The 23,522-nt window shown below is 67.1% G+C and carries 19 protein-coding genes; 5 read left to right on the top strand and 14 right to left on the bottom strand.

Features of this window, described 5'->3' with window-relative positions; all coding sequences use genetic code 11:
• Window position 1 precedes the first annotated feature (1 nt).
• From gmhB to AB4Z32_RS04395, 3 genes are all read left to right on the top strand, one after another.
• Entirely contained in the window at window positions 2-562 is a 561-nt protein-coding gene (gene gmhB / locus AB4Z32_RS04405) for a D-glycero-beta-D-manno-heptose 1,7-bisphosphate 7-phosphatase (RefSeq protein ID WP_441934698.1), read from the top strand.
• 54 nt (window positions 563-616) lie between these two features.
• Window positions 617-1,348, top strand: a complete 732-nt coding sequence (locus AB4Z32_RS04400; protein ID WP_441934697.1) for a lysophospholipid acyltransferase family protein — start codon at window positions 617-619, stop codon at window positions 1,346-1,348.
• A gap of 65 nt (window positions 1,349-1,413) precedes the next feature.
• The gene (locus AB4Z32_RS04395) at window positions 1,414-2,322 is read left to right on the top strand and encodes a M48 family metallopeptidase (RefSeq protein ID WP_441934696.1); all 909 of its coding nucleotides are present in this window, start codon (window positions 1,414-1,416) and stop codon (window positions 2,320-2,322) included.
• A 19-nt stretch (window positions 2,323-2,341) separates the two neighbouring features.
• Here AB4Z32_RS04395 and AB4Z32_RS04390 read toward each other — a convergent pair whose 3' ends face one another.
• The 6 genes from AB4Z32_RS04390 to AB4Z32_RS04365 all read right to left on the bottom strand — a co-directional run bounded on the left by AB4Z32_RS04390 (window position 2,342) and on the right by AB4Z32_RS04365 (window position 8,347).
• Window positions 2,342-2,827, bottom strand: coding sequence for a YcxB family protein (locus AB4Z32_RS04390; RefSeq protein ID WP_441934695.1), 486 nt, complete (start codon window positions 2,825-2,827; stop codon window positions 2,342-2,344).
• A gap of 118 nt (window positions 2,828-2,945) precedes the next feature.
• Window positions 2,946-4,232, bottom strand: coding sequence for a lipid IV(A) 3-deoxy-D-manno-octulosonic acid transferase (waaA, locus tag AB4Z32_RS04385; protein WP_441934694.1), 1,287 nt, complete (start codon window positions 4,230-4,232; stop codon window positions 2,946-2,948).
• A complete protein-coding gene (waaC, locus tag AB4Z32_RS04380; protein ID WP_441934693.1) occupies window positions 4,229-5,212 on the bottom strand; it encodes a lipopolysaccharide heptosyltransferase I in 984 nt (327 codons plus the stop codon). The genes waaA and waaC overlap by 4 nt, the downstream gene beginning before the upstream one ends.
• Before the next feature lie 11 nt (window positions 5,213-5,223).
• Complete coding sequence (locus tag AB4Z32_RS04375) at window positions 5,224-6,606, bottom strand: phosphomannomutase/phosphoglucomutase (protein ID WP_441934692.1); 1,383 nt, start codon at window positions 6,604-6,606, stop codon at window positions 5,224-5,226.
• Window positions 6,607-6,836: 230 nt separating this feature from the next.
• The gene (locus AB4Z32_RS04370; protein WP_441934840.1) at window positions 6,837-7,166 is read right to left on the bottom strand and encodes an H-NS histone family protein; all 330 of its coding nucleotides are present in this window, start codon (window positions 7,164-7,166) and stop codon (window positions 6,837-6,839) included.
• 86 nt (window positions 7,167-7,252) lie between these two features.
• A complete protein-coding gene (locus AB4Z32_RS04365; protein ID WP_441934691.1) occupies window positions 7,253-8,347 on the bottom strand; it encodes an MraY family glycosyltransferase in 1,095 nt (364 codons plus the stop codon).
• A 304-nt stretch (window positions 8,348-8,651) separates the two neighbouring features.
• Between AB4Z32_RS04365 and AB4Z32_RS04360 the strand changes: the two genes are divergently transcribed.
• Window positions 8,652-9,503, top strand: coding sequence for a symmetrical bis(5'-nucleosyl)-tetraphosphatase (locus AB4Z32_RS04360; protein WP_441934839.1), 852 nt, complete (start codon window positions 8,652-8,654; stop codon window positions 9,501-9,503).
• Between the two features lie 49 nt (window positions 9,504-9,552).
• Here the strand turns inward: AB4Z32_RS04360 and AB4Z32_RS04355 are convergent, their stop codons facing one another.
• Genes AB4Z32_RS04355 through AB4Z32_RS04330 form a run of 6 tightly spaced genes read right to left on the bottom strand, consistent with a single transcriptional unit; the run spans window position 9,553 to window position 14,114 of the window.
• Window positions 9,553-10,299, bottom strand: a complete 747-nt coding sequence (locus tag AB4Z32_RS04355) for a lysophospholipid acyltransferase family protein (protein ID WP_441934690.1) — start codon at window positions 10,297-10,299, stop codon at window positions 9,553-9,555.
• A 16-nt stretch (window positions 10,300-10,315) separates the two neighbouring features.
• Window positions 10,316-11,599, bottom strand: coding sequence for a dihydroorotase (locus tag AB4Z32_RS04350; protein WP_441934689.1), 1,284 nt, complete (start codon window positions 11,597-11,599; stop codon window positions 10,316-10,318).
• An 8-nt stretch (window positions 11,600-11,607) separates the two neighbouring features.
• Window positions 11,608-12,573, bottom strand: coding sequence for an aspartate carbamoyltransferase catalytic subunit (locus AB4Z32_RS04345; RefSeq protein ID WP_441934688.1), 966 nt, complete (start codon window positions 12,571-12,573; stop codon window positions 11,608-11,610).
• Window positions 12,566-13,090: a bifunctional pyr operon transcriptional regulator/uracil phosphoribosyltransferase PyrR gene (gene pyrR, locus AB4Z32_RS04340; RefSeq protein ID WP_441934687.1), complete on the bottom strand. Its 525-nt coding sequence runs from the start codon at window positions 13,088-13,090 to the stop codon at window positions 12,566-12,568. Before pyrR ends, AB4Z32_RS04345 begins: the two co-directional genes overlap by 8 nt.
• Window positions 13,074-13,469, bottom strand: coding sequence for a Holliday junction resolvase RuvX (gene ruvX / locus AB4Z32_RS04335; protein WP_441934686.1), 396 nt, complete (start codon window positions 13,467-13,469; stop codon window positions 13,074-13,076). Before ruvX ends, pyrR begins: the two co-directional genes overlap by 17 nt.
• Before the next feature lie 30 nt (window positions 13,470-13,499).
• Window positions 13,500-14,114: a YqgE/AlgH family protein gene (locus tag AB4Z32_RS04330; RefSeq protein WP_441934838.1), complete on the bottom strand. Its 615-nt coding sequence runs from the start codon at window positions 14,112-14,114 to the stop codon at window positions 13,500-13,502.
• A 223-nt stretch (window positions 14,115-14,337) separates the two neighbouring features.
• Between AB4Z32_RS04330 and AB4Z32_RS04325 the strand changes: the two genes are divergently transcribed.
• On the top strand, window positions 14,338-15,768 hold the full coding sequence (locus AB4Z32_RS04325) for a cryptochrome/photolyase family protein (RefSeq protein WP_441934685.1): 1,431 nt from the start codon (window positions 14,338-14,340) through the stop codon (window positions 15,766-15,768).
• A gap of 43 nt (window positions 15,769-15,811) precedes the next feature.
• Here the strand turns inward: AB4Z32_RS04325 and AB4Z32_RS04320 are convergent, their stop codons facing one another.
• Window positions 15,812-21,175: an Hpt domain-containing protein gene (locus tag AB4Z32_RS04320; protein ID WP_441934684.1), complete on the bottom strand. Its 5,364-nt coding sequence runs from the start codon at window positions 21,173-21,175 to the stop codon at window positions 15,812-15,814.
• Between the two features lie 9 nt (window positions 21,176-21,184).
• Window positions 21,185-23,515, bottom strand: coding sequence for a methyl-accepting chemotaxis protein (locus tag AB4Z32_RS04315; RefSeq protein WP_441934683.1), 2,331 nt, complete (start codon window positions 23,513-23,515; stop codon window positions 21,185-21,187).
• Window positions 23,516-23,522: the final 7 nt, after the last annotated feature.

The following is a 23,522-nucleotide window of genomic DNA, read 5'->3' as shown; positions in this document are numbered from 1 at the left end:
CATGAAGCTGATCATTCTCGACCGGGACGGAGTCATCAACCACGACTCCCCCGAGTTCATCAAGTCGCCGGCCGAGTGGATCCCGATCCCGGGATCGCTCGAGGCGATCGCACGCCTGAACCAGGCCGGCTACCGCGTGGTGGTGGCCTCGAACCAGTCCGGCATCGCGCGCGAACTGTTCGACATCACCGCCTTGAACGCCATCCACCAGAAGATGCACGCGGCGGCGCAGCTGGTCGGCGCCGACATCGACGCCATCTTCTTCTGCCCGCATGCGGCGATCGACAATTGCGACTGCCGCAAGCCGAAGGCCGGCATGTTCGAGGAGATCAGCAAGCGCTTCAAGCTCAGCCTGAAGGGCGTGCCGACCGTCGGCGACTCGCTGCGCGACCTGCAGGCCGGCTTCATCAGCGGCTGCTCTCCCTACCTGGTCCTGACCGGCAAGGGCGAGAAGACCTATGCCACCGGCGGCCTGCCGCCCGGCACCCAGGTCTTCCCGGACCTGGCGGCGATGGTCACCGCCTTCCTCAAGCAACCTGCCTCTAGCCCAGCAGCCGCCTGATCTGCTAAGCTGAGCTGAGCAACAACCATTGCCGATCCATCCGGAGACTGTTCCTTGCGTACTGCCATCCTGTTCCTGCGCTCCCTGTTGTTCACGATTGTCATGATCGTCGCCACCGTGGTCTGGGCCTGCGTCTGCTTCCTCGCCGCGCCCTTCAAGTACAACACGCGCTTCTGGGTGACCTCGCGCTGGAACGTCTTCGTCATCTGGCTCGCCAAGGTCCTGTGCGGCATCCGCTATGAATTCAAGGGCTACGACAACCTGCCGCAAGGCCCGGCGATCCTGCTGTCGAAGCACCAGTCGGCGTGGGAGACCATCTTCCTGCTGCCGAACATGACGCACCCGCTGGTGTTCGTCTTCAAGAAGGAAATCCTGTACATCCCCTTTTTCGGCTGGGCCATGGCGCTGCTGCGCATGATCCCGATCGACCGCAAGCGCGGCAAGCGCGCCTTCGCCGACGTGATCCGGCACGGCAAGCGCCGCCTGGCCGACGGCCAGTGGATCATCATGTTCCCGGAAGGGACCCGCATCCCGGTCGGCCAGAAAGGCCAGTACAAGAGCGGCGGCACGCGCCTGGCGATCGCCACCGGCGCCGTGGTCGTGCCGATCGCGCACAATTCGGGCGAATGCTGGCCCAAGAACTCGTTCATCAAGCGTCCGGGCCTGATCACGGTCTCGATTGGCAAGCCGATATCGCCGGAAAACCACACTCCCGACAGTCTGATGCAAGAGGTCGAAAATTGGATAGAATCGGAAATGCGCGTCATTTCGCCCCACGCCTACTGAGGTACCTGGACGAACTGGGCGAGCAGACCACAGCACCATCCAGAGTACCAACGCTGCAGCCCTCCATGACCTCCCCGAAGATCGACGCGACACAGCTCGAGCTGTTTGCGCAAGAATTTTTTGCGGCGCTCAAACCCGTCGCATCGCCACCGGCGGCGCCCAAGCCGCCGGTCCCGCTGTTCAAGGCGCCGCCCGCGCCGACCCGCACCCTGCCGATTCCGCCGGTTGGTCCGAACGACGGACCGCTGCGCAAGATCCAGCTCGGCTCCCACACCGTCCACTACGTGCTGCGCCGCTCGGCGCGGCGCTCCCACGGCTTCATGATCAGCGACGACGGCCTGCACGTGACCTCGCCGCGGCGTGCACCGATGGACGACGTCGAACGCGCCATCCGCGCCAAGCAGAACTGGATCCTCACCAAGCTGTTCGAACGCAGCGAGCGGCGCAGCATGCGCGGGAAGCAGCCGCCGGTCGAATGGGTCGACGGCGCCTGCCTTCCCTACCTGGGCTTTGATGTCGTGCTGCGCCTGGAGCCGGCCGCACGCAGCCACTGCGTGTTCGATGCGGATTTGCGCGAGCTGCGCCTCGGTGTGACGCCGGGACTGGAAGAATGGCAGATCCGCGAACGGGTCAAGCTGTGGTTCCAGGACGAAGCCAGGAAGCTGTTCCGCGAACGCCTGGACCTGTATGCGCCGCGCGTCGGCGTGAGGTATAGCGCGTTCGCGCTGTCCTCGGCCGGCACGCGCTGGGGCTCGTGCACGGTGGCCGGCAACATCCGCCTGAACTGGAAGCTGATCCACTATCCGCTGGCGCTGCTGGATTACGTGGTGGTGCACGAACTGGCCCACCTGCGCGAGATGAACCACAGCCCGGCATTCTGGGCCGTGGTGGGCGACGTCTTCCCGGATTACGAGGGCGCCAAGGCGGGCCTCAGGAAGCGGTCGATCGAGATGCCGGTGCTGTTCCCGGAGTGAGCCGGGCTGTATGCCCGACTTACACCGACCCGCGCAACTGCAACTCACCCGCCGCGCGCGCCGCGGCGATTCCCTTCATCGCATCGACCTCTTTCGAGCTCAGGCAGCGGAAGGGAATCGGCAGCGTGCCGCGCTTGAGCACCATCATGAAGCCGTTCGTGTAAGTACGGATGCGCGCCACGTCGTCCCAGCCGATCAGCGTCACACCGGTATCGCTGGTGCGCACGATGCCGTGCTGGTCGATGGTGAACTCGTAGGTGCGGCGGCCGCGGCGCAGCAGCACGAAGTGGGTGGCGGCCGCCAGCGTGCTCTTGATGCGCAGGTAGAGGCCCATCGGCCGGCGGATGCGGCGGCGGCGGATCAGGTAGCCGCCGTGTTCCCACATGAAGCGTACATACTCCATCAGCGAGTAGCGGACCCAGAAATGCAGGCTGTAACGCGCTGCGGGTGGATGCACTACCGGAATCGGCGCCGGCGGCATTGCGTCGGCTCCAAGATCCCTCATTTCAGGCGCGTCCATGAGCGCGGCGCCGCCATCCACGTTGCCGCCCGCTCGCGCACGATTAGACCACAACATGTGCATCCCCTTTCGTTTACCAAGCTAAAGAGAATGGTAACAAAAGCTATGCAATAAGTTGTCGCAAGAGTTCAACAGTGCGCGCGGTCGCGCCACGATGGCGTCCAGCGAATGCCAGCGCCTGCTCGCCCATGCGCGCACGGGCGGCGCCGTCGCCCAGCAGGCGGGCGGCTTCGCTCATCAGCGCGCCGGCATCGGGCACACGCAGGGCCGCGCCGGCCCCGACGGCCTCATCCGTGGCCTGCAGGAAGTTGAAGGTGTGTTCGCCGACCAACACCGGTTTGCCGACGGCGCAGGCTTCGATCAGGTTCTGGCCGCCCAGCGGCATCAGGCTGCCGCCGATGAAGGCGCAGTCGCAGGCCGCGTAATAGGCGAACATCTCGCCCATCGAATCGCCCAGCAGCACGTCGGCATCGACGCGCTCGGGCAAGGCCGACCTGCGCGCCAGGCTCAGGCCGCGTTCCTCTACCATGCGCGCGACCTCGTCGAAGCGCTGCGGATGGCGCGGCACCAGCAGGAGCAGCATGCCCGGCGGCTTATTGGCCAGGTCAGCGGCCAGCGCGCGCCAGGCGTCGAGGATGAGCGCCTCCTCGCCTTCGCGGGTCGAGGCGCACAGCAGCACCGGACGCTCGACGAAGCGCGAACGCAGCATGGCGCCGGCCTGCAGCGCGCTTTCCGGCGGCACCACGTCGAACTTGATGCTGCCGGTGACGGCGACCTCGGGCGCGCCCAGCGAGGCGATGCGGGCCGCATCCGCCTCGGTCTGGGCCGCGGCCAGGGTGATGCCGCGCGCCGCTTCCATCATCAGTCCGCCAAACTGCTTCCCGCGCCGCAGCGAGCGCTCCGACAGGCGGGCGTTCACCAGCGCCACCGGCACCTCGTAGCGATCGCAGACGGCAACCAGGTTCGGCCACACTTCCGTCTCCATCAGGATGCAGATCGAGGGCTCGAAATGGCGCAGGAAGCGCCCGACCATGAAGCCGGTATCGTAGGGCAGGAAGGACTGGACCACGCGATCGCCGTGTTTGCCGAACAGCGCCTTGCCGGTGGCGCGCCCGGTCGGCGTCATGTGGGTCAACAGGATGCGGCAGGCCGGCCATTCGCGCAGCAGGGCTTCGACCAGCGGCTCGGCGGCACGGGTTTCGCCGACCGACACCGCATGCACCATAATGGTGCGTTTCAGCTGCCGGTCGGGCCCCGGCTTGGGGCCGTAGAAGCCGAGGCGTTCGCCCAGGTGCTGGCGGTAGCCGGGCTCCCGGCGTCCGCGCCACCACAGGCGGCCCAGCACCAGCGGCAGCGCCAGCCACCACAGCAGGGAATACAGCAGTCTCATCGCGCTTGCTCCAGCAGGCGCCGCGCGGCGGCGATGACCTCGTCGCTGGAGGGCGGCTGGCCGGTATCGCCGAGATTCACGATGCGCGGCGACCAGTTGCCCTCGGTCTTCCAGCGCGGCGAATCGCAGTAGATCTCGACCGTCGGCCGGACGAAAGCGGCGGCGATGTGGGTCAGGCCGGTATCGACGCCGACCGCCAGCGCCGCGTGGCGGGCCAGCTCGACCGCGTCCATCATCGACAGCTTCGGCAGCACGCGCGCATTCGGCAGCGCGGCGGCCAGGCGCTCGGCTTCTTCCTTCTCCTTCGGCGAGCCCCAGGGCAGCAGAATCGTCATGGGCGCCAGCGCCTGGCCCAGCGCGATCCAGTTGGCAGGCGCCCACTTCTTGGCATCGCGCGCGGTGCCATGGAAGAACACGGCGTAATCCGCGGCCGGCATCCAGTCCGGACGCCGGCTTGGGTCGGGCGCGGGCAGGCCGAAGTCGGGCGGGGTGTCGGCCGCATAGCCGAGGCTTGCTGCGGCGATTTCGCGGCCGCGCTGGACCGCATGGGTGCGCAGCGCCACCGGGATGCTGCGGGTATGGAAGATGCGCGAGGCGCCCTCGTAGCCGGAATCCTCGGTGCCGTTCGCCATGCCGATCTTCTGGCCGCCGCGGCCCACGCGCGCGGCCGCCATCACGAGGCCGGTCTTGATCAGGCCTTGGGTATCGAACACGTAGTCGTACTGTTCCGCGCGCAGGTCGCGGAAGAAGGCGCGCACTTCGGCGCGCACGGCCTTGTCCTTCAAGCCCTTTTTCCAGCGCCGCAGCGCGAACGGGATCACCTTGCGCACATGCGGGTTCAGGCGCACCAGGCTGACATAGCCCTCTTCCACCACCCAGTCGATCTGGGCGTCCGGATGGTGGCGCAGGATGTCGGCCACCATCGGCAGGTTGTGCAGGACGTCGCCGAGGGACGACACCCGCACCAGCAGGATCTTCAACTTGGACTCGCTCAGAACGGCAGTTTGGCGTCGGGCTTGGCGGCCAGGATCACGCGCGCGAATTCCTTCTGGATGCGCGCCAGGGCTTCCGGGGTTTCGCCTTCGAAGCGCAGCACCACCACCGGGGTCGTGTTCGAGCCGCGCGCCAGGCCGAAGCCGTCGGCATACTCGACGCGCAGGCCGTCGATGTCGACCACCTGCTGCGCGCCCGGGAATTGCGCCTCCTTGCGCAGCTTCTCGATCAGCGCGAAATTCTCGCCTTCCTGCAGGTGCAGGTGCAGTTCCGGCGTGCTGCTGGCCTTCGGCAGCGCGTTCAGCACGGCGGACGGATCGGCCGAGCGGGTCAGGATCTCGAGCAGGCGCGCGCCGGTATAGAGGCCGTCGTCGAAGCCGAACCAGCGGTCCTTCCAGAAGATGTGGCCGCTCATCTCGCCGCCCAGCGGGGCGCCGGTTTCCTTCAGCTTGGCCTTGACCAGCGAGTGGCCGGTCTTCCACATCAGCGGGCGGCCGCCGTGCTGGGCGATCCAGGGGCCGAGGTGGCGCGTGCACTTGACGTCGTAGAGGATCTCGGCGCCCGGGTTGCGCGACAGGACGTCGGCCGAGAACAGCATCATCTGGCGGTCCGGGAAGATGATCTGGCCATCCTTGGTCACCACGCCGAGGCGGTCGCCGTCGCCGTCGAAGGCCAGGCCGATCTCGGCGTCGCCGTCGCGCACCGCGGCGATCAGGTCTTCCAGGTTTTCCGGATGCGCCGGGTCCGGATGGTGGTTCGGGAAGTGGCCGTCGACCTCGCAGAACAGTTCCGTCACCTCGCAGCCCATCGCGCGATAAAGCTCGCCGACGAAGGCGCCGGCCACGCCGTTGCCGGCATCGACCGCGATCTTGATCGGACGGGCGATCTTGACGTCGCCGGCGATGCGCTGGATGTATTCATCCTTGATATCGTGGGTGGCATAGGCACCCTGGCTTGGTGCCGGCTTGAAATCGCCGCGCTCGATGGACTGGTAGAGGGCCTGGATGGCGTCGCCGTAGATGGCTTCGCCGGCCAGCACCATCTTGAAGCCGTTGTAATCCGGCGGGTTGTGGCTGCCGGTGACCATGATGCCGCTGTGCGCGTCCAGCACATTGGTGGCGAAGTACACCATCGGCGTGGCGACCATGCCGAGGTCGATCACGTCGACGCCCGCTTCGCGCAGGCCCTCGGCCAATGCCGCCGCCAATGCGGGGCCGGACAGGCGGCCGTCGCGGCCGATCACGACCTTGCGCTCTCCCTTGGCCAGCGCTGCCGCGCCGAAGGCCTGCCCGATCTTCCTTGCGATGCCTGCGTCGAGCGTGCTATCGAGCACGCCGCGGATGTCGTATGCCTTGAAGATCGTTTTCGAGAGAGGGACCATTGCCTATACCTTGATGGAAAAAGAGCTTCATTGTAATGGCAAGCACGAGGCTTGGGAACGATGCGTCCCTGGCGTGCGGCGGCAAATCGGAAGTGTAACGCGGGGAGTGTAAAGCGGGAGATGTAATGCGGGAGGTGTAATGCGGGGATACGGCAGAAATGATCGGCAATCGGAATCGATGCCGGAAATCCGCCGCCGCTGATCAGGCGGCGGCGAGCGCGGGATTCGGATCAGACGCGCAGTTTGTCCAGCGATTTACCGCCTTCGACCCATTCCTTCACCCATTTCGGCTGACGGCCACGGCCGGTCCACTGCTGGGATTCATTGTCCGGATTACGATAACGAACGGCGACCGAGCCCGTACCCGATTTGGCGCCGGCCTTGGCGCCGCGGCCACCAGTGGCGATCAGGTCTTTCAGGGGAACGCCAACGCTTTGCGCGATCGCAATGATCTGTTCGCGAGCTTTTTGTACTTCCTGCTGTTCACGCTGTTTCATTTCCTGCTTGATCTGCTCCTGCAGGTTACGCAAATCGCCCAAGGACATATTAGACAGATCCATCATCGTTCCTTTATCAATGTTAAGTTGAAACAGATTTTATCGAAATCTCACCAATTGTCGCAATATACACCATTTGCAATAATCTGTTAGTTCTTTTTGTTCCAAATCAGCCAGCGCGGGGACTTGAATCGAACAATACGCGCGTACAACCAAACGTAACTGATAATGAACAACAAACAGAAGAATATCAGGGCGCCTGTATTCCGCCAGAACACGGTTGCCGGAATAACCGCAGTCAATGAAAACAGCCACAGGTAAGGAGAAGTACGGGCGTTTCTTTTCATGAGTGCGCGCGCTTCCTTGCGACCGACCGTCCATTGAACGATGCGCCGGAAAATCAGGCTATGCAGGTGAATACCGTCTGGCATTGCGGGAGATTTTCCCCGTACAAACATGCGCCTATAGGCAGAAAACAGGGTTTCGAAAGCCGGATAAATCAACAGTAACGCCGCATACCAGGTCGACACCGAGGGATTGCGCATCACCAGCAGCAGGGCCAGTTCGCCCAGCATGAAACCGATGAAGTAGGCGCCGCCGTCACCGAGGAAGATCAGGCCGACCGGATAATTCCAGATGAGGAAACCCGCGGTCGCGCCGGCCACCGTCAGCGCCGCCACCACGATGAACATGTCGCCCACCTGCATGGCGACATACGCCAGCGATACCAGCATGAATATCGTGACCACGCTGGCCAAGCCATTGAAGCCGTCGATGATATTCACCGCATTCGCGATCCCGGCCACCGCCAGCACCGTCAGCGGCAGCACGATCCATGGCGAGAGCAGACTCCAGCTCATGAACGGCATATCCAGCCGCGCGATTTTCGCGTCCAGTACCAGATATCCGAACAGGGCCGCGATCATGGTTAATACCAGTCGCCGCGACGGCCTCACCTTGCCGGTATAGTCTTCGACGATTCCGCCGGCGAAGGCGATCGAGGAGCACACCAGCAGCGCCAGCAGCCAATAACCGAGGGAGGGCTGGCGCCATACCGAAATGCCCGCACTGATGGCAACCGCCAGGAAAATCGGCAGGCCGCCGATCCTCGCCACGTCGTGCAAATGGACCTTCTGGACACCGCTGAAATTGTTGTCGAGCGCAGGTCCATGCAATTTCGAATGCTTGATGACCAGCAGGGTCAGCAGTGCAGAGGAGACAAAGCTCACAAGGAATGAAAACATTTATTATTCTTCAAATGCAATAGCCGACCAGGCAATCCGCATGCAAGCCGCGCACCGGGCCCGAATATTGTGCTGGCTTCCGCTTCCTTACACCTATTCGATGCAGGCTGCGGCAAAACGCCATTGTACTGGATTAAGCGAAGCGTCCCGGAACCGAGCAGTTTACGCGCGCATGTCCTGTTCCGATTGACGGAGATCGGTATTTTCCCCGGCACCGCCAGGCAGCGGTCGACTAGTTACATTTAGAAATGAACTCATGACGGCCCTGCATCAATTCGTCCAAATACATTAGTATGGCTTCATGATGAAAACTTATGTGATTGGCGACCTGCAGGGTTGCGCCCATGAAGCCGGCCTGCTGCTGGAACGTATTGCCGCCGATGCGCACTCGATGGAGGAAGCGCGCGTTCTTTTCGTCGGCGACCTGATCAACCGCGGTCCGGAATCGCTGACTGCGCTGCGGCGCATGAAGACGCTGTCCGAAGCCAGCGGCGGCCGGGTCGAAGCCCTGCTCGGCAACCACGACCTGCACCTGCTGGCGGTGGCGGCCGGAGTCCAGAAGACCAGCCGCTCGGATACCCTGGACGAGATCCTGGCCGCGCCCGACCGCGACGAACTGATCGCCTGGCTGCGCCGGCGCCCACTGGCGATGTTCGTCGATGCGCATTTGCTGGTCCACGCCGGCGTGCCGCCGCAATGGACTGCGGAGCAGACCATGCGGCTGGCGGCCGAGGTCGAGGCGGTGCTGCGCGGCGACGGCTGGACCGACTTCCTGGCGCAAATGTATGGCAACGAACCGGACCGCTGGGACGAGGCGCTGACCGGCATCGACCGCCTGCGCTGCATCGTCAACGCCCTCACCCGCATGCGCCTGTGCGACCCAAGCGGCCGCATGGACTTCCAGCACAAGGAAAGCGACAAGGGACCGGACGGTTCGGACCTGCTGCCCTGGTTCGACGTGCCGGGCCGCCGCACCGCCGACGTCACCGTGGTGTTCGGCCACTGGTCGGCGCTGGGCCTGGTGCTGCGTCCGAATCTGGTGGGCCTGGACAGCGGTTGCGTGTGGGGTGGGAAGCTGACTGCGGTGTGCCTGGATGACCGGACTTTGCTGCAGGTGGATTGTCCCGCGTATCGGGAGCATAGCGGTAAAAAATGAAGCCTTCGCTGGCTCCTGCACGTCACCCCCGCGAAAGGGGAATGACGTTCTATTTCTCGACTACCGCCACCCCAAGCGAACCCGCAATCGCATCATGCGCCGCCCGCGCAAGCTCGCGCCGGTGCGCCCCCTGCGTCTCGATCGGCGCCAGGCAAGCCACCCGCGCCCGCACCGGCTCGCCGCCCAGGATGCGGAAGATACTGTCCACGAACGTGGTCTCACCGGTGTAGTCCACGGCGGGATGCCAGTCACCGCGGGCGTCGAGGTAGGACAGCGCCACCGGCTGCACCGGGACCCGGGCGTCGATCGCCGCTTCGAACAGGTTGGCGTGGAAAGGCAGCAGGCTGCCCTGGCTGGCCGTGGTCCCTTCCGGGAAGAAGGCCACCCTCTGGTGCTGGGCCAGCGCGTCCACCAGTCCCTTGAAGATGTGGCGCAGGTCGCGCCGGTTGCCGCGCGCGATGAACACGGTGCCGGCCTGCGCGACCAGCCAGCCGACCACCGGCCAGGCGCGGATCTCGGCCTTGGCCACGAAGCGGCAGGGGTGCAGGGAATTGATGACGAAGATGTCGAGCCAGGAGATGTGGTTCGACACGATCAGCGCGTGCTGCAGCGGCATGCCCTCTCCGCCCCGCTCGAGCTCCACCCGGCAGATGCCCAGCAGGCGCGCCGACCAGTGCCGTACCAGGCGCTCGCGCAGCGGCGCGCCGGCCCAGGGGAACACCAGCGCGCAGGTAACCAGGCCTTGCAACAGATGGAGTACGATGCGCGCGAGGCGCCACGCGAGCCGGATCTTCACACCGTGGGGGCGCTGCTCAACGCTCCCAGGCAAGGTGGCCGGCGACGACGGTCGCCTTTACCTGGCCGGAGAGCTCGTAGCCGAGGAAAGGCGTGTGCTTGCCCTGGCTGGCCAGCGCCGACGGCGCAACCAGCCAGCGCGCCTGCGGATCGAACAGCACCACGTCGGCGCTGGCGCCGACCGACAGCGTGCCCGCCGACAGGCCGGCCGTGCGCGCCGGATCGGCGGTGATCTTGCGGATCGCCCGGGGCAGCGCATCGGCCTGGCCGTGCTGGTCTTCGGCCCACTTCAGCATCAGCGACAGCAGCAGTTCCAGGCCGGTGGCGCCGGGCGAGGCTTCGGCGAAGGGCAGCAGCTTCTCGTCGTCGTCGACCGGGGTGTGGTCGGAGCAGACGGCATCGATGGTGCCGTCCAGCAGTGCGGCGCGGATCGCCTCGCGGTCGCGCTGGCTGCGCAGCGGCGGGGTCAGGCGCGCGTTCGGGTCGAAGAAGCCGATGTCGGCATCGGTCATGTGCAGGTGGTGCACGCCGACGTCGCAGGTGACCGGCAGGCCTTCCCGCTTGGCCGCGCGGATCAGGTCCAGCGCCGCGGCGGACGAGATGCGGCACAGGTGCACGCGTGCGCCGGTCGCGCGCATCAGTTCGAAGATGGTGTGCAGGGCGATGGTCTCGGACATCACCGGCACGCCGGACAGGCCCATGCGCGAGGCCAGCGGGCCGGCGTGGGCGATGCCGCCGCGGCCGATGTGCGGGTCCTGCGGACGCAGCCAGACCGTGTAGTCGAAGGTCTTGGCGTACTGCAGGGCGCGCAGCAGCACCGTGGTGTCCTCGATCGGCTCCTCGGCCTGGGCAAAGCCGATGCAGCCGGCCTCGGTCAGCTCGGCCATCTCGGTCAGGGCCTTGCCCTTCAGGCCGACGGTCAGCGCGCCGAGCGGATGCACATTGGCCTGGTTCAGGATGCGCGCGCGGTGCTTGAGCATCTCGACCAGGCCTGGCTCGTCGAGCACCGGGTCGGTGTCCGGCGGGCAGACCAGGGTGGTCACGCCGCCCTGCACCGCCGCCTGCATTTCCGATTCCAGCGTCGCCTTGTATTCGTAGCCCGGCTCGCGCAGGCGCGCGGACAGGTCCACCAGGCCGGGCGCCACCACCAGGCCGCCGGCGTCGATGGTGCGCTCGGCGGCAAAGCCTTCCGGCGCGCTGCCCACGGCGGCGATCTTGCCGTCAGCGATGAAAAGGTCCTGTACGGCGTCGATGCCGTTTGCCGGGTCGATCACCCGGCCGTTCTTGATATGTAGTTTCATGCCCGAGTTCATCCGTGAGTACCTGCCAGAATGCTCATCACCGCCATGCGCGTGGCGATGCCGAACGTCACCTGCGGCAGGATCACCGCCTGCGCGCCGTCCGCCACCCTGGAATCGATCTCGACGCCGCGGTTGATGGGGCCCGGGTGCATCACGATCGCGTCCGGCTTGGCCAGCGCCAGGCGTTCCGGGGTCAGGCCGTAGCTCTTGAAGTATTCGCCGGCCGAAGGCAGCAGCGCGCCCGACATGCGTTCATTCTGCAGGCGCAGCATGATGATCACGTCGACGTCCTTCAGGCCTTCTTCGATGTTCGTGAAGACGCGCACGCCCATCTGTTCCAGGCCGCCCGGCAGCAGGGTGTGCGGACCGATGGCGCGCACTTCCGGCACGCCCAGCGTGGTCAGCGCGTGGATGTCCGAACGCGCCACCCGGCTGTGCAGGATGTCGCCGACGATCGCCACCCGCAGGTTGGTGAAGTCCTTTTTATAGTGGCGGATGGTGTACATGTCGAGCAGGCCCTGGGTCGGGTGCGCATGGCGCCCGTCGCCGGCGTTCACCACGTGCACGTGGTTCTGCCTGGTGTCGTTCAGGTGCTTGGCGATCAGGTAGGGCGCGCCGGACTGCGAGTGGCGCACCACGAACATGTCGGCATGCATGGCCGCCAGGTTGTCGATGGTGTCGAGCAGGGACTCGCCCTTGCTGGTCGAGGAAGCCGCGATGTTCAGGTTGATGACGTCGGCCGACAGGCGCTTCGAGGCGATCTCGAAGGTGGTGCGGGTGCGGGTCGAGTTCTCGAAGAACAGGTTGAACACGCTCTTGCCGCGCATGAGAGGCACCTTCTTGACCTCGCGGTCGGAGATGCTCACGAAGCTCGATGCGGTATCGAGGATGTGGTTGATGATGGACTTGGGCAGGCCTTCGATGGTGAGAAGGTGCTGCAGCTCGCCGTTCTTGTTGAGTTGCGGGTTATGCATTGTCGTCTTCGATCGTGAGCGAGAGTTGGCCGGCGGCGTCGCGCGACAGGGACAGCGACTGGCCGGCTTGGAGCGTGGCGTGGGAGCCGACGAAATCGGCGGCGACCGGCAACTCGCGGCCACCACGGTCGGCCAGCGCCGCCAGCATGATGCGCTGCGGGCGGCCGTAGTCGAACAGCACGTTGATCGCGGCGCGCACCGTGCGGCCGGTGTACAGGACGTCGTCGACCAGCACGATGGCCGCGCCGTCGACATTGAAGTCGATGCGGGTCGGCTTCACGTCCGGGTGCAGGCCCTTCTTCGCATAGTCGTCGCGGTAGAACGAGACGTCGATGAAGCCCAGGCGGTTTTGCAGGCCGAGGTCGGCGGCGAGCCGTTCGGCCAGCCAGGCGCCGCCCGAATGGATGCCGACGATGGCGGCATCGGGCAGGCCGGCAAGCCCGGCGCGCAGCTGCTCGAGCAGGGTCCGGTACAGGGCCTCCGCATCGAAGTCCGGAGTTTCAATAGTTGTTGGCATGGTCGTCAAAGTATTGTTGCAAAATGATGGCGGCGGCCTTGGCGTCGATGATCTCGCCGCGCTTGGCGGGGATCACGGCCGACGAGTAGCGTTCGTCGACCAGCTCGACGGGCAGCTTGAAACGGCCGTGCAGCTGGTTGGCGAAGCGGCGCGAACGCTGGGTCATCTCGTGCTCGGCGCCGTCGGGATGGCGCGGCTCGCCGACGACGAGAAGCGCCGGCTTCCATTGCTCGATGAGTTCGCCGATGACCTTGAAACGGGTTGCGTTGTCGATGGCCTTGATGACGGACAAGGGCTGTGCCTGTCCAGTCAGCGTGTTGCCCATCGCGATGCCGATGCGCTTCACGCCGAAGTCGAATCCGAAAACGATCTCTACCATTACAGGGACACGATCCCCTTCCGGATCCCTTTATGCATGGCCGGCTTCCGATGCGAGCATCAGCGGGTCGATGCCCAGCAGCTTGATCGCGGCGACATAGCGCTCCTCGATCGGCAGGTCGAACAGCACGCGGGCGTCGGCGCCCACGGTGAGCCAGCCGTTGCGGGCGATTTCCTCTTCCAGCTGGCCCGGGCTCCAGCCGGCATAGCCGATCGAGACCAGCATGCGCTGCGGCCCGGTGCCGTTGGCGACGGCTTCCAGTACGTCGATCGAGGTGGTGAAGGCGACATCGTCGGTGACGCTGAGCGAGGACGAATAACGGCCGCCCGGCGAATGCAGCACGAAGCCGCGGTCGTCCTGCACCGGGCCGCCGAACATGATGGGTTCGTCGACCACGTTGGGGCGCAGGGTGTCGGTGACCTTGAGGTCGATGCGGTCGAACAGCACGTCCATGGTCATGTCGGTCGGCTTGTTGATGACGACGCCGAGGACACCCTTGTCGTTGTGTTCGCAGATATAGACGACCGTGCCGCCGAAGATCGGGTCATTCATCGACGGCATGGCGATCAGGAAATGATTAGCCAGGTTCAGCTCGGACTGGACCGAAACCGGTTGCATCAGGCGCTCGGGAGCCTCCTGCGGCATTCCGGGCATGATTAGAGGCTTGCCGACCTTACTTTTCTTCATACTCATACTCTCTGTTGGCTCACTCTCTCCGACCGCTGGTGGTCCACACGCTAAGCTTGGGTTTTTCGCTAGTTTACACCCATTTGCTTACGCGGCCATGAAGGCACGTTCGGACGCCCCTCCAGGTCGAAAGAATGGTAGACAGTAAAATTGCCCTTTACCTTGACTCCGCACACAAAAGATGACTCTAAGAAACTCTCTGGTCTGGTTCCGGCGTGACCTGCGGGTCGAGGACCATGCTGCGCTGCACCATGCGCTGAGATCGTCGGATCGTGTGTTCTGTGCCTTCGTGTTCGACACCGACATCCTGGCCGGCCTGCCGCGCGACGACCGCCGCGTGCAGTTCATCCATGCCAGCCTGAGCGAACTCGACGCCCGCCTGCGTGCATGGGGAGCTTACCTGATCGTGCGACAGGGGCGCGCCGCAGACGAGATCGTCCGCCTGGCTGCCGAGCTGGACGTGGAGTCGGTATTCGCCAACCGCGACCACGAACCGCAGGCGCTGGCGCGCGACGGCGAGGTCCAGCAACGCCTGCGCGAAGCCGGCCGCAGCCTGCAGACCTTCAAGGACCAGGTGATCTTCGAGCAGGACGAGGTGCTGACCCAGGCCGGCGGCCCCTTCTCGGTCTTCACGCCGTACAAGAATGCCTGGCTAAAACGGCTGGCCGCCCATCCGGAAGCGGCCGATGCCTGGGAGACCGCGCCCTGGGCCGGCACACTGGCGCCCGCACCCGCAGGACATGCCCTGCCCACTCTGGGCGAGCTCGGCTTCACGCCGCATGCCGATCCCGTCGTCCCGACCGGCATCTCCGGCGCGCAAGCGCTGCTGGACGCCTTCCTGCAACGCATCGACGGCTACCACACCGACCGCGACTTTCCCGCCCTCGACAGCACCTCGCGCCTGTCGGTGCACCTGCGCTTCGGCACGCTGTCGGTCCGCGCCCTGGTGCGCCTGCTGCGGGAACGGAGCGGCATTGGTGCCGGTACCTGGCTGTCGGAGCTGATCTGGCGCGAATTCTACATGGCGATCCTGCAGCGCCATCCGCGCGTGGTGACGCACTCCTTCAAGGCGGCTTTCGACAGCTTGCGCTGGGAAGAAGGTCTTGAAGCCGACGCCGCCTTCGCCGCCTGGTGCGAGGGCCGCACCGGCTATCCGCTGGTGGATGCGGCGATGGCGCAGCTGAACCGCAGCGGCTTCATGCACAACCGCCTGCGCATGGTGACGGCCAGCTTCCTGACCAAGGACCTCGGCATTTCATGGGTACACGGCGAGCGCTATTTCGCGCAGCACCTGAACGACTACGAGCTGGCGTCCAACAACGGCGGCTGGCAGTGGGCGGCATCGACCGGCTGCGATGCCCAGCCCTGGTTCCGCATCTTCAATCCGGTCACGCAGTCGAAGCGCTTCGATCCGGACGGCGCCTTCATCCGCCGCTGGCTGCCCCAGCTGGCCGGACTCGACAGGACGGCGATCCACGCGCCCTGGCTGGCCAGGCCGGCGCTGCTGGAGCGCGCCGGCCTGGTGCTGGGACGGGATTATCCGCATCCCATCGTCGACCACGAACAGGCGCGCGAACGCACGCTGGCGCGCTTCGGCGTGCTGAAGACCTAGGGTGGGCACGCCGTGCCCACGATGAGCAGGCGTCGCGCCAACCCTACGCCAGCAGGCCCTCGATCGCGGCCAGCAGCGCGTCTTCCTGGAAGGGCTTGCCGAAGTAGGCATTCACGCCCAGGCCGAGCGCATAGTTGCGGTGCTTGTCGGCCGTGCGCGAGGTGATCATGATGATCGGGATGCCTTGCGTGGCGTCGTTGCCGCGCACGTTGCGGGTCAGGTCGAAGCCGTCCATGCGCGGCATCTCGATATCGACCAGCATCAGGTCCGGGCGGGTGTCAGGTGCCTGCATCTGTTCGAGCGCCTCGACGCCATCCTTGGCCAGCAGCACGCGGTAGCCTTCGCGCTCCAGCAGGCGCTGGGTCACGCGGCGCACGGTCAGCGAATCGTCGACCACCATGATGGTGGCGCGGTGCGCCGGCAGCGCGGCCGTCTCCGGCTGCGCGTGGGCATGGTCCTGGCCGTGGTCGGGCAGCAGCAGCGGGTTCAGGATCAGCACGATCTCGCCCGAGCCCAGCACGGTGGCGCCGGCGATGCCCGGCATGCGCGCCAGCTGCGGACCGACGTTCTTGATCACCACCTCGCGGTTGCCCAGCACTTCGTCGACCTGCAGCGCCAGGCGGTGGGCGCCGGCGCCCAGCACCAGCACCGGCACGGAACGCTGTGCGGCGGCGCCGCCCGGCTCGTTCAGCAGCTCCGGCAGGTAGCGCAGCGGCACCGCCTCGCCCTGCACCTGGATGGCGCCGGCCGCGCGCGCGGCATGCAGCTCGGCCTCGCGCACCTGCGCTACCATCCCGACCAGGTTGGCCGGCAGCGCATAGGTCCTGGGACCGCTGGCCACCAGCACGACCTGGTTGACGGCCAGGGTCAGCGGCAGGTGGATGGTGAAGGCGGCGCCCTTTCCGGCCTCGCTGTCGACCTCGACCCGGCCGCCCAGGGCGCGCGCTTCGGAGCGCACCACATCCATGCCGACCCCGCGGCCGGCCAGCTCCGTCAGCGTGTCCGCGGTCGAGAAGCCCGGTTCGAAGATCAGGTCCGCCACCTCGAGGTCGGACAGCGCCTCGCCGGCGCCGAGCAGGCCGCTGGATTCGGCCTTGGCGCGGATGCGCGCCAGGTCCAGGCCGGCGCCGTCGTCGGCGAAGCGGATTTGCACCTCGTTGCCCTGCTGGCTGACCTGCACCAGCAGCTCGCCGGTTTCTTCCTTGCCACCGTCGACGCGGCGCGCGCGCGGCTCGATGCCGTGCACGATGGCGTTGCGCAGCAGGTGTTCGAAGGGCGCCGCCATCCTTTCCAGCACGCTGCGGTCGATCTCGACCGCGCCGCCGCGGATATCCAGGTTGACGCGCTTGTCGGTCTCCTTGGCGGTCTGGCGCGCGACCCGGAACAGGCGCTCGGACAGGCTGGCGAAGGGCACCATCCGCACCCGCATCAGGTCGCGCTGCAGCTCGCGCGTCAGGCGCGACTGCGCGCCCAGGTCGTCGACGGCGGCGTCCACCGTGCGGCTCAGGCCTTCATGGAAGGAGGCCACGTCGTTGACGCTCTCGGCCATCATGCGGGTCAGTTCCTGCAGGCGCGTGAAGCGGTCGAATTCGAGCGGATCGAATTCGCGCTCGCCGGCGATCGACAGGCGCGACGCGATCTGCGATTCGGCCTGCATCTCGACCTCGCGCAACTGGCGGCGCAGGCGTCCCAGGTTGTCCGAAAAATCGGCCAGCGCCGACTTCAGCGAGCCGACCTGGGTCTCCAGCTTGGAACGCGTGATCGACACTTCGCCGGCCTGGTTGACCAGGCGGTCAAGGATGTCGGCGCGCACCCGCACCAGCGGCGCGCGCACGTCGTCCTGGCGGCGGTTCTGGGACGGCGCGGCGGCCGGCGCCTGCGGGGCTGCCGTTGCTTCGGCGGACTCCACAGGCTCCGCCGCCGGCTGCTGCAGCTGTTCGAACAACAGCACGGCCTGGTCGTAGTTGGCCAGCAGTTCGTCGAAGGCCGCCGGGCTGGTGGTGCCGGCGTGCAGCATGTTCTCGACCTGGGTTTCCAGCGCATGCGTGTGCTGGCCCAGGCGCATCGCGCCGGCCATGCGGGCGCTGCCCTTCACCGTGTGCAGGGCGCGCAGCAGGCCGTGCGCCACCGCGTTGGCGGCCGGGTCCTGCTGCCACTGGCGCAGGTCCTTGCCGATCTGCGGTAGCAGGTCGGCCGCCTCTTCCATGAAGACCGGCAGCAGGTCGGGGTCGAGCTCGTCGGTGAAGACGGGCTCGGTAGCCAGCACCGGTTCCGGCGCGGCCTCCTCGGCGTCGGCATCGAGCGCGATGGCTTCCGGTTCGGCGGCCGGGAATTCGTCGTCGAGGACGGCGCTGTCGAATGCCGGTTCGGTTTCGGGCTGCGGCTCGGGCTCGGGCGCAGGCGCCACGGCCTGCTCCAGGCTGGGCGCGGCAAACGGGTCGTCGAAATAGCTGTCGAACAGGTCGTCGACGGCGGCCACGACAGGGTCGACCGGCGGCTGCTCGGCCGCCTGCGGCACGGGCGCCGGCATGTCGGACTGCGGCACCGGCAGCGGACCGGCCGGCAGCGGCGGATCGGCCAGGATGCTGTCGTAGGTGGCGGCGAACAGCGCGTCCAGGCGCTGCGCCAGCTCCTCGTCGGCGCCGTCGAACACGCTGTCGGCCTTCCTGCGTCCGAGCTCGTCGCGCATGAGCTCCAGGCGCGCCAGCAGTTCCGGCTGCGGCGGCGCCAGCTCGCCGAGCGAGAACACCTGGCGCATGATGCGCACGCGCTCCACGGTTTCCTCGATCAGCTGGAACTGCTCTTCGCCCAGCGGCGGCGTCGCCACCTGCAGCGCCTCTTCCAGCGCGAAGGCGATCTCTCGCAGCGCATGGAAGCCGACCGTGGCCGAGGTGCCGCCCAGCGTGTGCGCGGCCTTCAGGGCCTGCGCCGACACCGCGCGCAGCGGCTCTTCGCGCCATTCGGCGAAGTCGCGCGCCAGCGTAGCGATCAATTCCTCGGTCTCGCCCAGGTAGATGTTATACAGCGGCAGCGGGATCTCGAGTCCGGCGATGCGCTTGATGTTCTCTTCGGCCAGCGGGAAGGCGAGCACGTTCTGCGGCAGCGCGGCTTCTTCGGCATGGGACGCGCCCGGAGTCGCCTCCACGGCCGGCTCGGCGGCAGGCTGCTCCGGCTGTTCCAGCGCGAAGGTCCCGCCCTCCTGCACCCGCGCCGCGGCCTCGGCCAGCGCTTCGCCGCTGCGCGCCGGCTGTGCACCCGCGGCCAGCTCGGCCACCCAGGCGGACAGCTCGGCATGCGCGTGGTCCAGCAGCCCCAAGAGATCCGGCGTGGCGGCGCGCGATTCGGCCAGCCACAGGTTCATGACTTTTTCGATGGCGGCGGCGGCATGCGCGAACTGCTCCAGGCCCACCATGCGGCCGCTGCCCTTCAGCGTGTGGAAGGAGCGGCGCAGGCGGGTCAGGGTTTCCTGACTGTCCGGACTGGCGTGCGCGGCCGGCAGCGTCCCGGCCACCACGGCCAGCACTTCCTGGGCTTCGCCGATGAAGATGTCCAGCAGCTCGGCCTCGATGGCCGCATCGGCCTGCACGGTGCCGGGGGCCGCCAGCGCGGGCGCGGCGGGAGCCGGCATGCCGGCCGCAGCGGCGGCGGGAACCGGCGCGCCCTGCTTCGCCATCGCATCGAAGGGCTGTTCGCGGAACAGCTGCTCGCCGGCGTCGAAGCGGAAGCGCTGGCGCGCGCCCTCGGGATTCTGGGCCAGCGCGTCGATGAAGAAGCCGAGCGCGCCCACGTTCTGGGCCAGGTTTTCCAGGACCTGCTTGCGGGCCGCGTCATCGATGCCGCCGGCGGCCAGCTCGCGCACGCGTTCGCGTACGTGGCCAATGGTCTGGGTGGCCTGGTCCTGGTCGAGGATGGACAAGGCGCCGGCCAGCTGGTGCAGCAGCGGGTCGGCCTGGTCCAATGCGTCCAAGCGGGCCGGGTCTTCGTAGTATTCGTCGATCAGCTTCTCGACCTGGCGCAGGCCGGTGCGGATCTCGCCCGCCAGCACGGCCACGGTCTGGCCCTGCTGCAGCTCGCGCGCCAGTTCGCCCTGCCAGACCGGCGCTTCGGGCGGGGTTTCGCCCTGTGCCAGCGCCAGCAGGCGCTGGCCGACGGCTTCGGCATGCTGGTCGAAATCCTCGGGCAGCTGGCGCACCTGGTCGAGTCCGTGCTCGACGAACAGCATCGCCGTCGCCATCTCCATGCTGAACTGGTCGCTGCGCCCGCCGCTCATGGCCTGGCGCGCGGCCTGGCCCAGTTCGCGCAGCAGCTGCGCCAGCGGCGGAGCGCCCAACTTCTCGCTGGCGCCGGCCAGTCTGGACAGGGCGGCGTCGAAGCCGGCTTCCTGCCCGGGCGCGCCCTCGCCGGCGATGCGGTCCCAGCCTTCCTTGGTCTGGGCCAGCGCCTCTTTCGCATCCTTCAGCGCTTCGCGGTCGATGCGGCCGTAGCGGCGTTCCAGGTAATCATGCGGCACCTGGCCTTCCAGGCCGTAGGCATCGCGCAGCCGGCGAGCATCCTCGGTGGGCTCGGCCGCCTGGGCGATGAAGAACAGGGCGTCGCGCAGCATCGCTTCCGGCAGGCTGGTGTGGCCTTGCACCAGGCGCCGCAGCTGCAGGTTGATCTGGCCGAGCAGCTGCTTCAGATAGATGTCGGCAGTCAGCTGCCCGCGGGCGGCCAGGTCGGCGACGCTCTGCATCGCCAGCCAGAAGGCATGGGGACGCGCTTCGCGCTGGGCGCCTGCGATCGGCGCCAGGGCCTCGCGCATTTCGCCTGCGGCATCCAGGCTGCCGCTCTTCAGGAAAGGCAGCAGCGCCTTCTCGAAACGCGCGCGGCAGGCCGCCAGGTCGGGCGCCTCGTCACCACCGCCTGGCAACGGCAGGGCCGCGCCCGGATCCAGCGCCAGCATCTCGCCCGGATGCACGCGCTCGGCGCCCAGCAGTTCCTGCAGCGCGCGGTAATAGGGGAACAGGCGCACCGGCTGCTGACGGATCATGCCGGCGCCGGCCAGCAGCTCTTCCAGGTACTCCACCAGCGCCTGGTAGGCCTGCGCCACCACCGCCGCGTGTTCGTCGTTCACCGCCAGCGACCCGTCCTTGAAGCGGTCGAGCGCCTTCTCGGTGGCGCCGGTGATGCGGTCGACGCCCTCGACGTCCACCATCTGCAGCGCGCCGTGGGCCTGGTGCAGGTGGGTCTTGGCGTGCAGCAGCAGGGTCGGCTGGGCTTCCGCGCTGCGTCCCGCCGCATCCTGCAGCGCCTTGGCCGAACGCTCGAGGGCGTCGCGGATCTCGCCGATCACCCAGGACAGGGGATCGGTATCGAACGGGGCCATGGACGTGGACTGGATCGAAGGCAGGGACGAAGAGTGGGTCATGGATTGTTCTTAAGCGGCGGAGACGCGGAAGCGCGACACCGAGTTTTTCAGCTCCTGCGCGAGCATGGCCAGTTCGCGGATCGACTGCGCGGTCTGCTGCGTGCCGTCCTGCGCCTGACCGGTGATCGCCAGGATGTGCTGCATATTGTGCGCCACCCCGTTCGCGGACGTCGCCTGCATGCCGGTCGCGGTCGAAATCCCCTGGATCAGCTCAGCCAGGCGGTTCGACACGCGCGAGATGTCGGCCAGCGCGGCGCCGGCGGCGTCCGACAGGCGCGCGCCCTCGACCACGCCCTGGGTCGACTTCTCCATCGCCGCCACGGCGTCGTGGGTGTCGGTCTGGATGGTGCGCACCAGCGCGCCGATCTGCTTGGCCGCCTCGCCGGAGCGTTCCGCCAGCCGCTGCACCTCTTCGGCCACGACCGAGAAGCCGCGTCCCGCCTCGCCGGCCGACGCCGCCTGGATCGCCGCGTTCAGCGCCAGCACGTTGGTCTGTTCCGTGATGTCCGAGATCAGCTCGGTGATCTCGCCGATCTCCTGCGAGGATTCGCCCAGGCGCTTGATGCGCTTCGAGGTTTCCTGGATCTGCTCGCGGATCTCGCCCATGCCCTTGATCGCGTTCTGCACCGCGGTCGCGCCCTGCTCCGCCGCGGCCACCGACTGGCGCGCCACCTCGGCAGATTCGTTGGCCGACTGCGACACGCCGGTGATCTCGCCCGCCATCCTCAGCATGGTCGACGAAGTGTCCTGGATCTCGCGGGCCTGCTGGCCGGCCGCGACCAGCAGGTCGCTCGAGATCTTCTGCGCCTGGTTCGACGCCTGCGTCACTTTTCCGGCGGTGTCGATGACGCGCACCACCAGGCCGYGCAATTCCTCGACCGTGTAGTTGACCGAGTCGGCAATCGCGCCGGTGATGTCTTCGGACACGGTGGCGTAGACGGTCAGGTCGCCGTCCGCCACTTCCTGCAGTTCGTTCATCAGGCGCAGGATCGCGGCCTGGTTCTGGTCGTTGGTGGCCTTCGCCTCCTCTTCCTTGGCCTGGGCCAGCAGGCGCATCGCTTCCGCTTCCTGGCGGCGGGCGTCGGCACCGCGGGTGCGGTTGCGCGAGTCCTGCAGCATCACGCGCGAGATGCTGCCGGCCATCGCCAGCGTGAAGATGGAGGCCGCCACCAGCAGCCAGAACCAGGGGCCCTTGACCCCTTCGCCGATACGGAAATCGCCCTGCAGCGCGGTCAGCTGGGCGCGCAGGTCTTCGTTGTCGCGGAAGATGGTCTGTTCGGCGGCCTTGGCGGCGGTCAGGTCGGACAGGTTGTTCAGGAACGAAGCCACCACCTTCTGGCAGATCTCGAATTTGGACTGGACTTCCTCCAGTTTCGCGCGCAGGTCGTCCTCGCGCAGCGGCGCCAGTCCGAGCTGCGCGTTCCCGTGCAGCAGGCCGTCGACGGTGGCGCGGAAGGTGGCGGTGTCGCGGCCCATCTGGAACGCGGTTTCCGGGCTGATGCCGCCCGAGGTCAGGAATTCGCTGGCGCTGCGCGACAGGCGCTGGGTCAGCATCATCAGGCGGCCGAGCGCGGCCAGTTCGCGCGGGCTGCCGCCCTTCGCGGTGCGCTGGGTCAGGATCTCTTCGGTCAGCGCCAGCATTTCCGGCGACAGGATGTTGAGCTGCTTGAGGCTCTTGTCGAAGCCGACCAGCTCGGGCTTCATCTTGAGGATGCTGGCGGCGGCGGCATCCGAACCCTTCCACTTGGCGCGCACCTTGTCCAGCTGGTCCAGGGTATCGCCGGACGCGGCCGGAATCTCGTGGCCGTTGTAGTCGCCGCCCTTGGCCAGCAGGACCAGCTGGCGACCCAGGGCCAGCTGGCTGTCCTGCAGCTGGGCGAAGGCGTCCGGGTGGCCCTGCATCGCGTTCGGCGCCGCCTTGCCGACGCGCTGCGAGTGCATCAGCGCTTCGCTGGCGATCTGGGTCTGGCTGGACGCCACTGCGCCGCTGCCGGCGTTGCGCCACAGCGAGAAGATGGTGACCAGGATGCCGATCGCGAAGGCCACCAGCAGGATGCGCAGCTGGCGCGGCAGCGACAGGTGGCCGATCAGCGGCAGGCGCAGGTCCTCGTCGTCGCCCCCGGCGGCGGCGGCGGCGGCGGCGCGCTGCTTGCGGCCGGCCAGGTTGCCGAGCCGTTCCGCGGCCTCGTCGGCCGAACCGGAGGACGGCGCAGGATCGGCGATGCCCGCGGCCGGCATCACGCCGGCGCCGAACTGGGTGTCGGGCGAAGCCAGCACGGTGGCGCCGTCGTCCTTGTCCTTGGGGAGAAAATTCACCGAGAGTTTAGATGCGAATCCCATTCCAGCT

The organism is Massilia sp. 2TAF26, assembly GCF_052115005.1.
In the GTDB taxonomy this organism is placed as follows: Bacteria; Pseudomonadota; Gammaproteobacteria; order Burkholderiales; family Burkholderiaceae_D; genus Telluria.
This window is presented reverse-complemented; position numbering and strand designations above follow the sequence as displayed.

Coding starts and splice junctions, on each gene's coding strand:
- gmhB (WP_441934698.1), top strand. CDS start 2: ATGAAGCTGATCATTCTCGACCGGGACGGAGTCATCAACCACGACTCC.
- AB4Z32_RS04395 (WP_441934696.1), top strand. CDS start 1,414: ATGACCTCCCCGAAGATCGACGCGACACAGCTCGAGCTGTTTGCGCAA.
- AB4Z32_RS04390 (WP_441934695.1), bottom strand. CDS start 2,827: ATGAGGGATCTTGGAGCCGACGCAATGCCGCCGGCGCCGATTCCGGTA.
- waaA (WP_441934694.1), bottom strand. CDS start 4,232: ATGAGACTGCTGTATTCCCTGCTGTGGTGGCTGGCGCTGCCGCTGGTG.
- AB4Z32_RS04375 (WP_441934692.1), bottom strand. CDS start 6,606: ATGGTCCCTCTCTCGAAAACGATCTTCAAGGCATACGACATCCGCGGC.
- AB4Z32_RS04370 (WP_441934840.1), bottom strand. CDS start 7,166: ATGGATCTGTCTAATATGTCCTTGGGCGATTTGCGTAACCTGCAGGAG.
- AB4Z32_RS04365 (WP_441934691.1), bottom strand. CDS start 8,347: ATGTTTTCATTCCTTGTGAGCTTTGTCTCCTCTGCACTGCTGACCCTG.
- AB4Z32_RS04360 (WP_441934839.1), top strand. CDS start 8,652: ATGAAAACTTATGTGATTGGCGACCTGCAGGGTTGCGCCCATGAAGCC.
- AB4Z32_RS04350 (WP_441934689.1), bottom strand. CDS start 11,599: ATGAAACTACATATCAAGAACGGCCGGGTGATCGACCCGGCAAACGGC.
- AB4Z32_RS04345 (WP_441934688.1), bottom strand. CDS start 12,573: ATGCATAACCCGCAACTCAACAAGAACGGCGAGCTGCAGCACCTTCTC.
- pyrR (WP_441934687.1), bottom strand. CDS start 13,090: ATGCCAACAACTATTGAAACTCCGGACTTCGATGCGGAGGCCCTGTAC.
- ruvX (WP_441934686.1), bottom strand. CDS start 13,469: ATGGTAGAGATCGTTTTCGGATTCGACTTCGGCGTGAAGCGCATCGGC.
- AB4Z32_RS04330 (WP_441934838.1), bottom strand. CDS start 14,114: ATGCCGCAGGAGGCTCCCGAGCGCCTGATGCAACCGGTTTCGGTCCAG.
- AB4Z32_RS04325 (WP_441934685.1), top strand. CDS start 14,338: ATGACTCTAAGAAACTCTCTGGTCTGGTTCCGGCGTGACCTGCGGGTC.
- AB4Z32_RS04320 (WP_441934684.1), bottom strand. CDS start 21,175: ATGACCCACTCTTCGTCCCTGCCTTCGATCCAGTCCACGTCCATGGCC.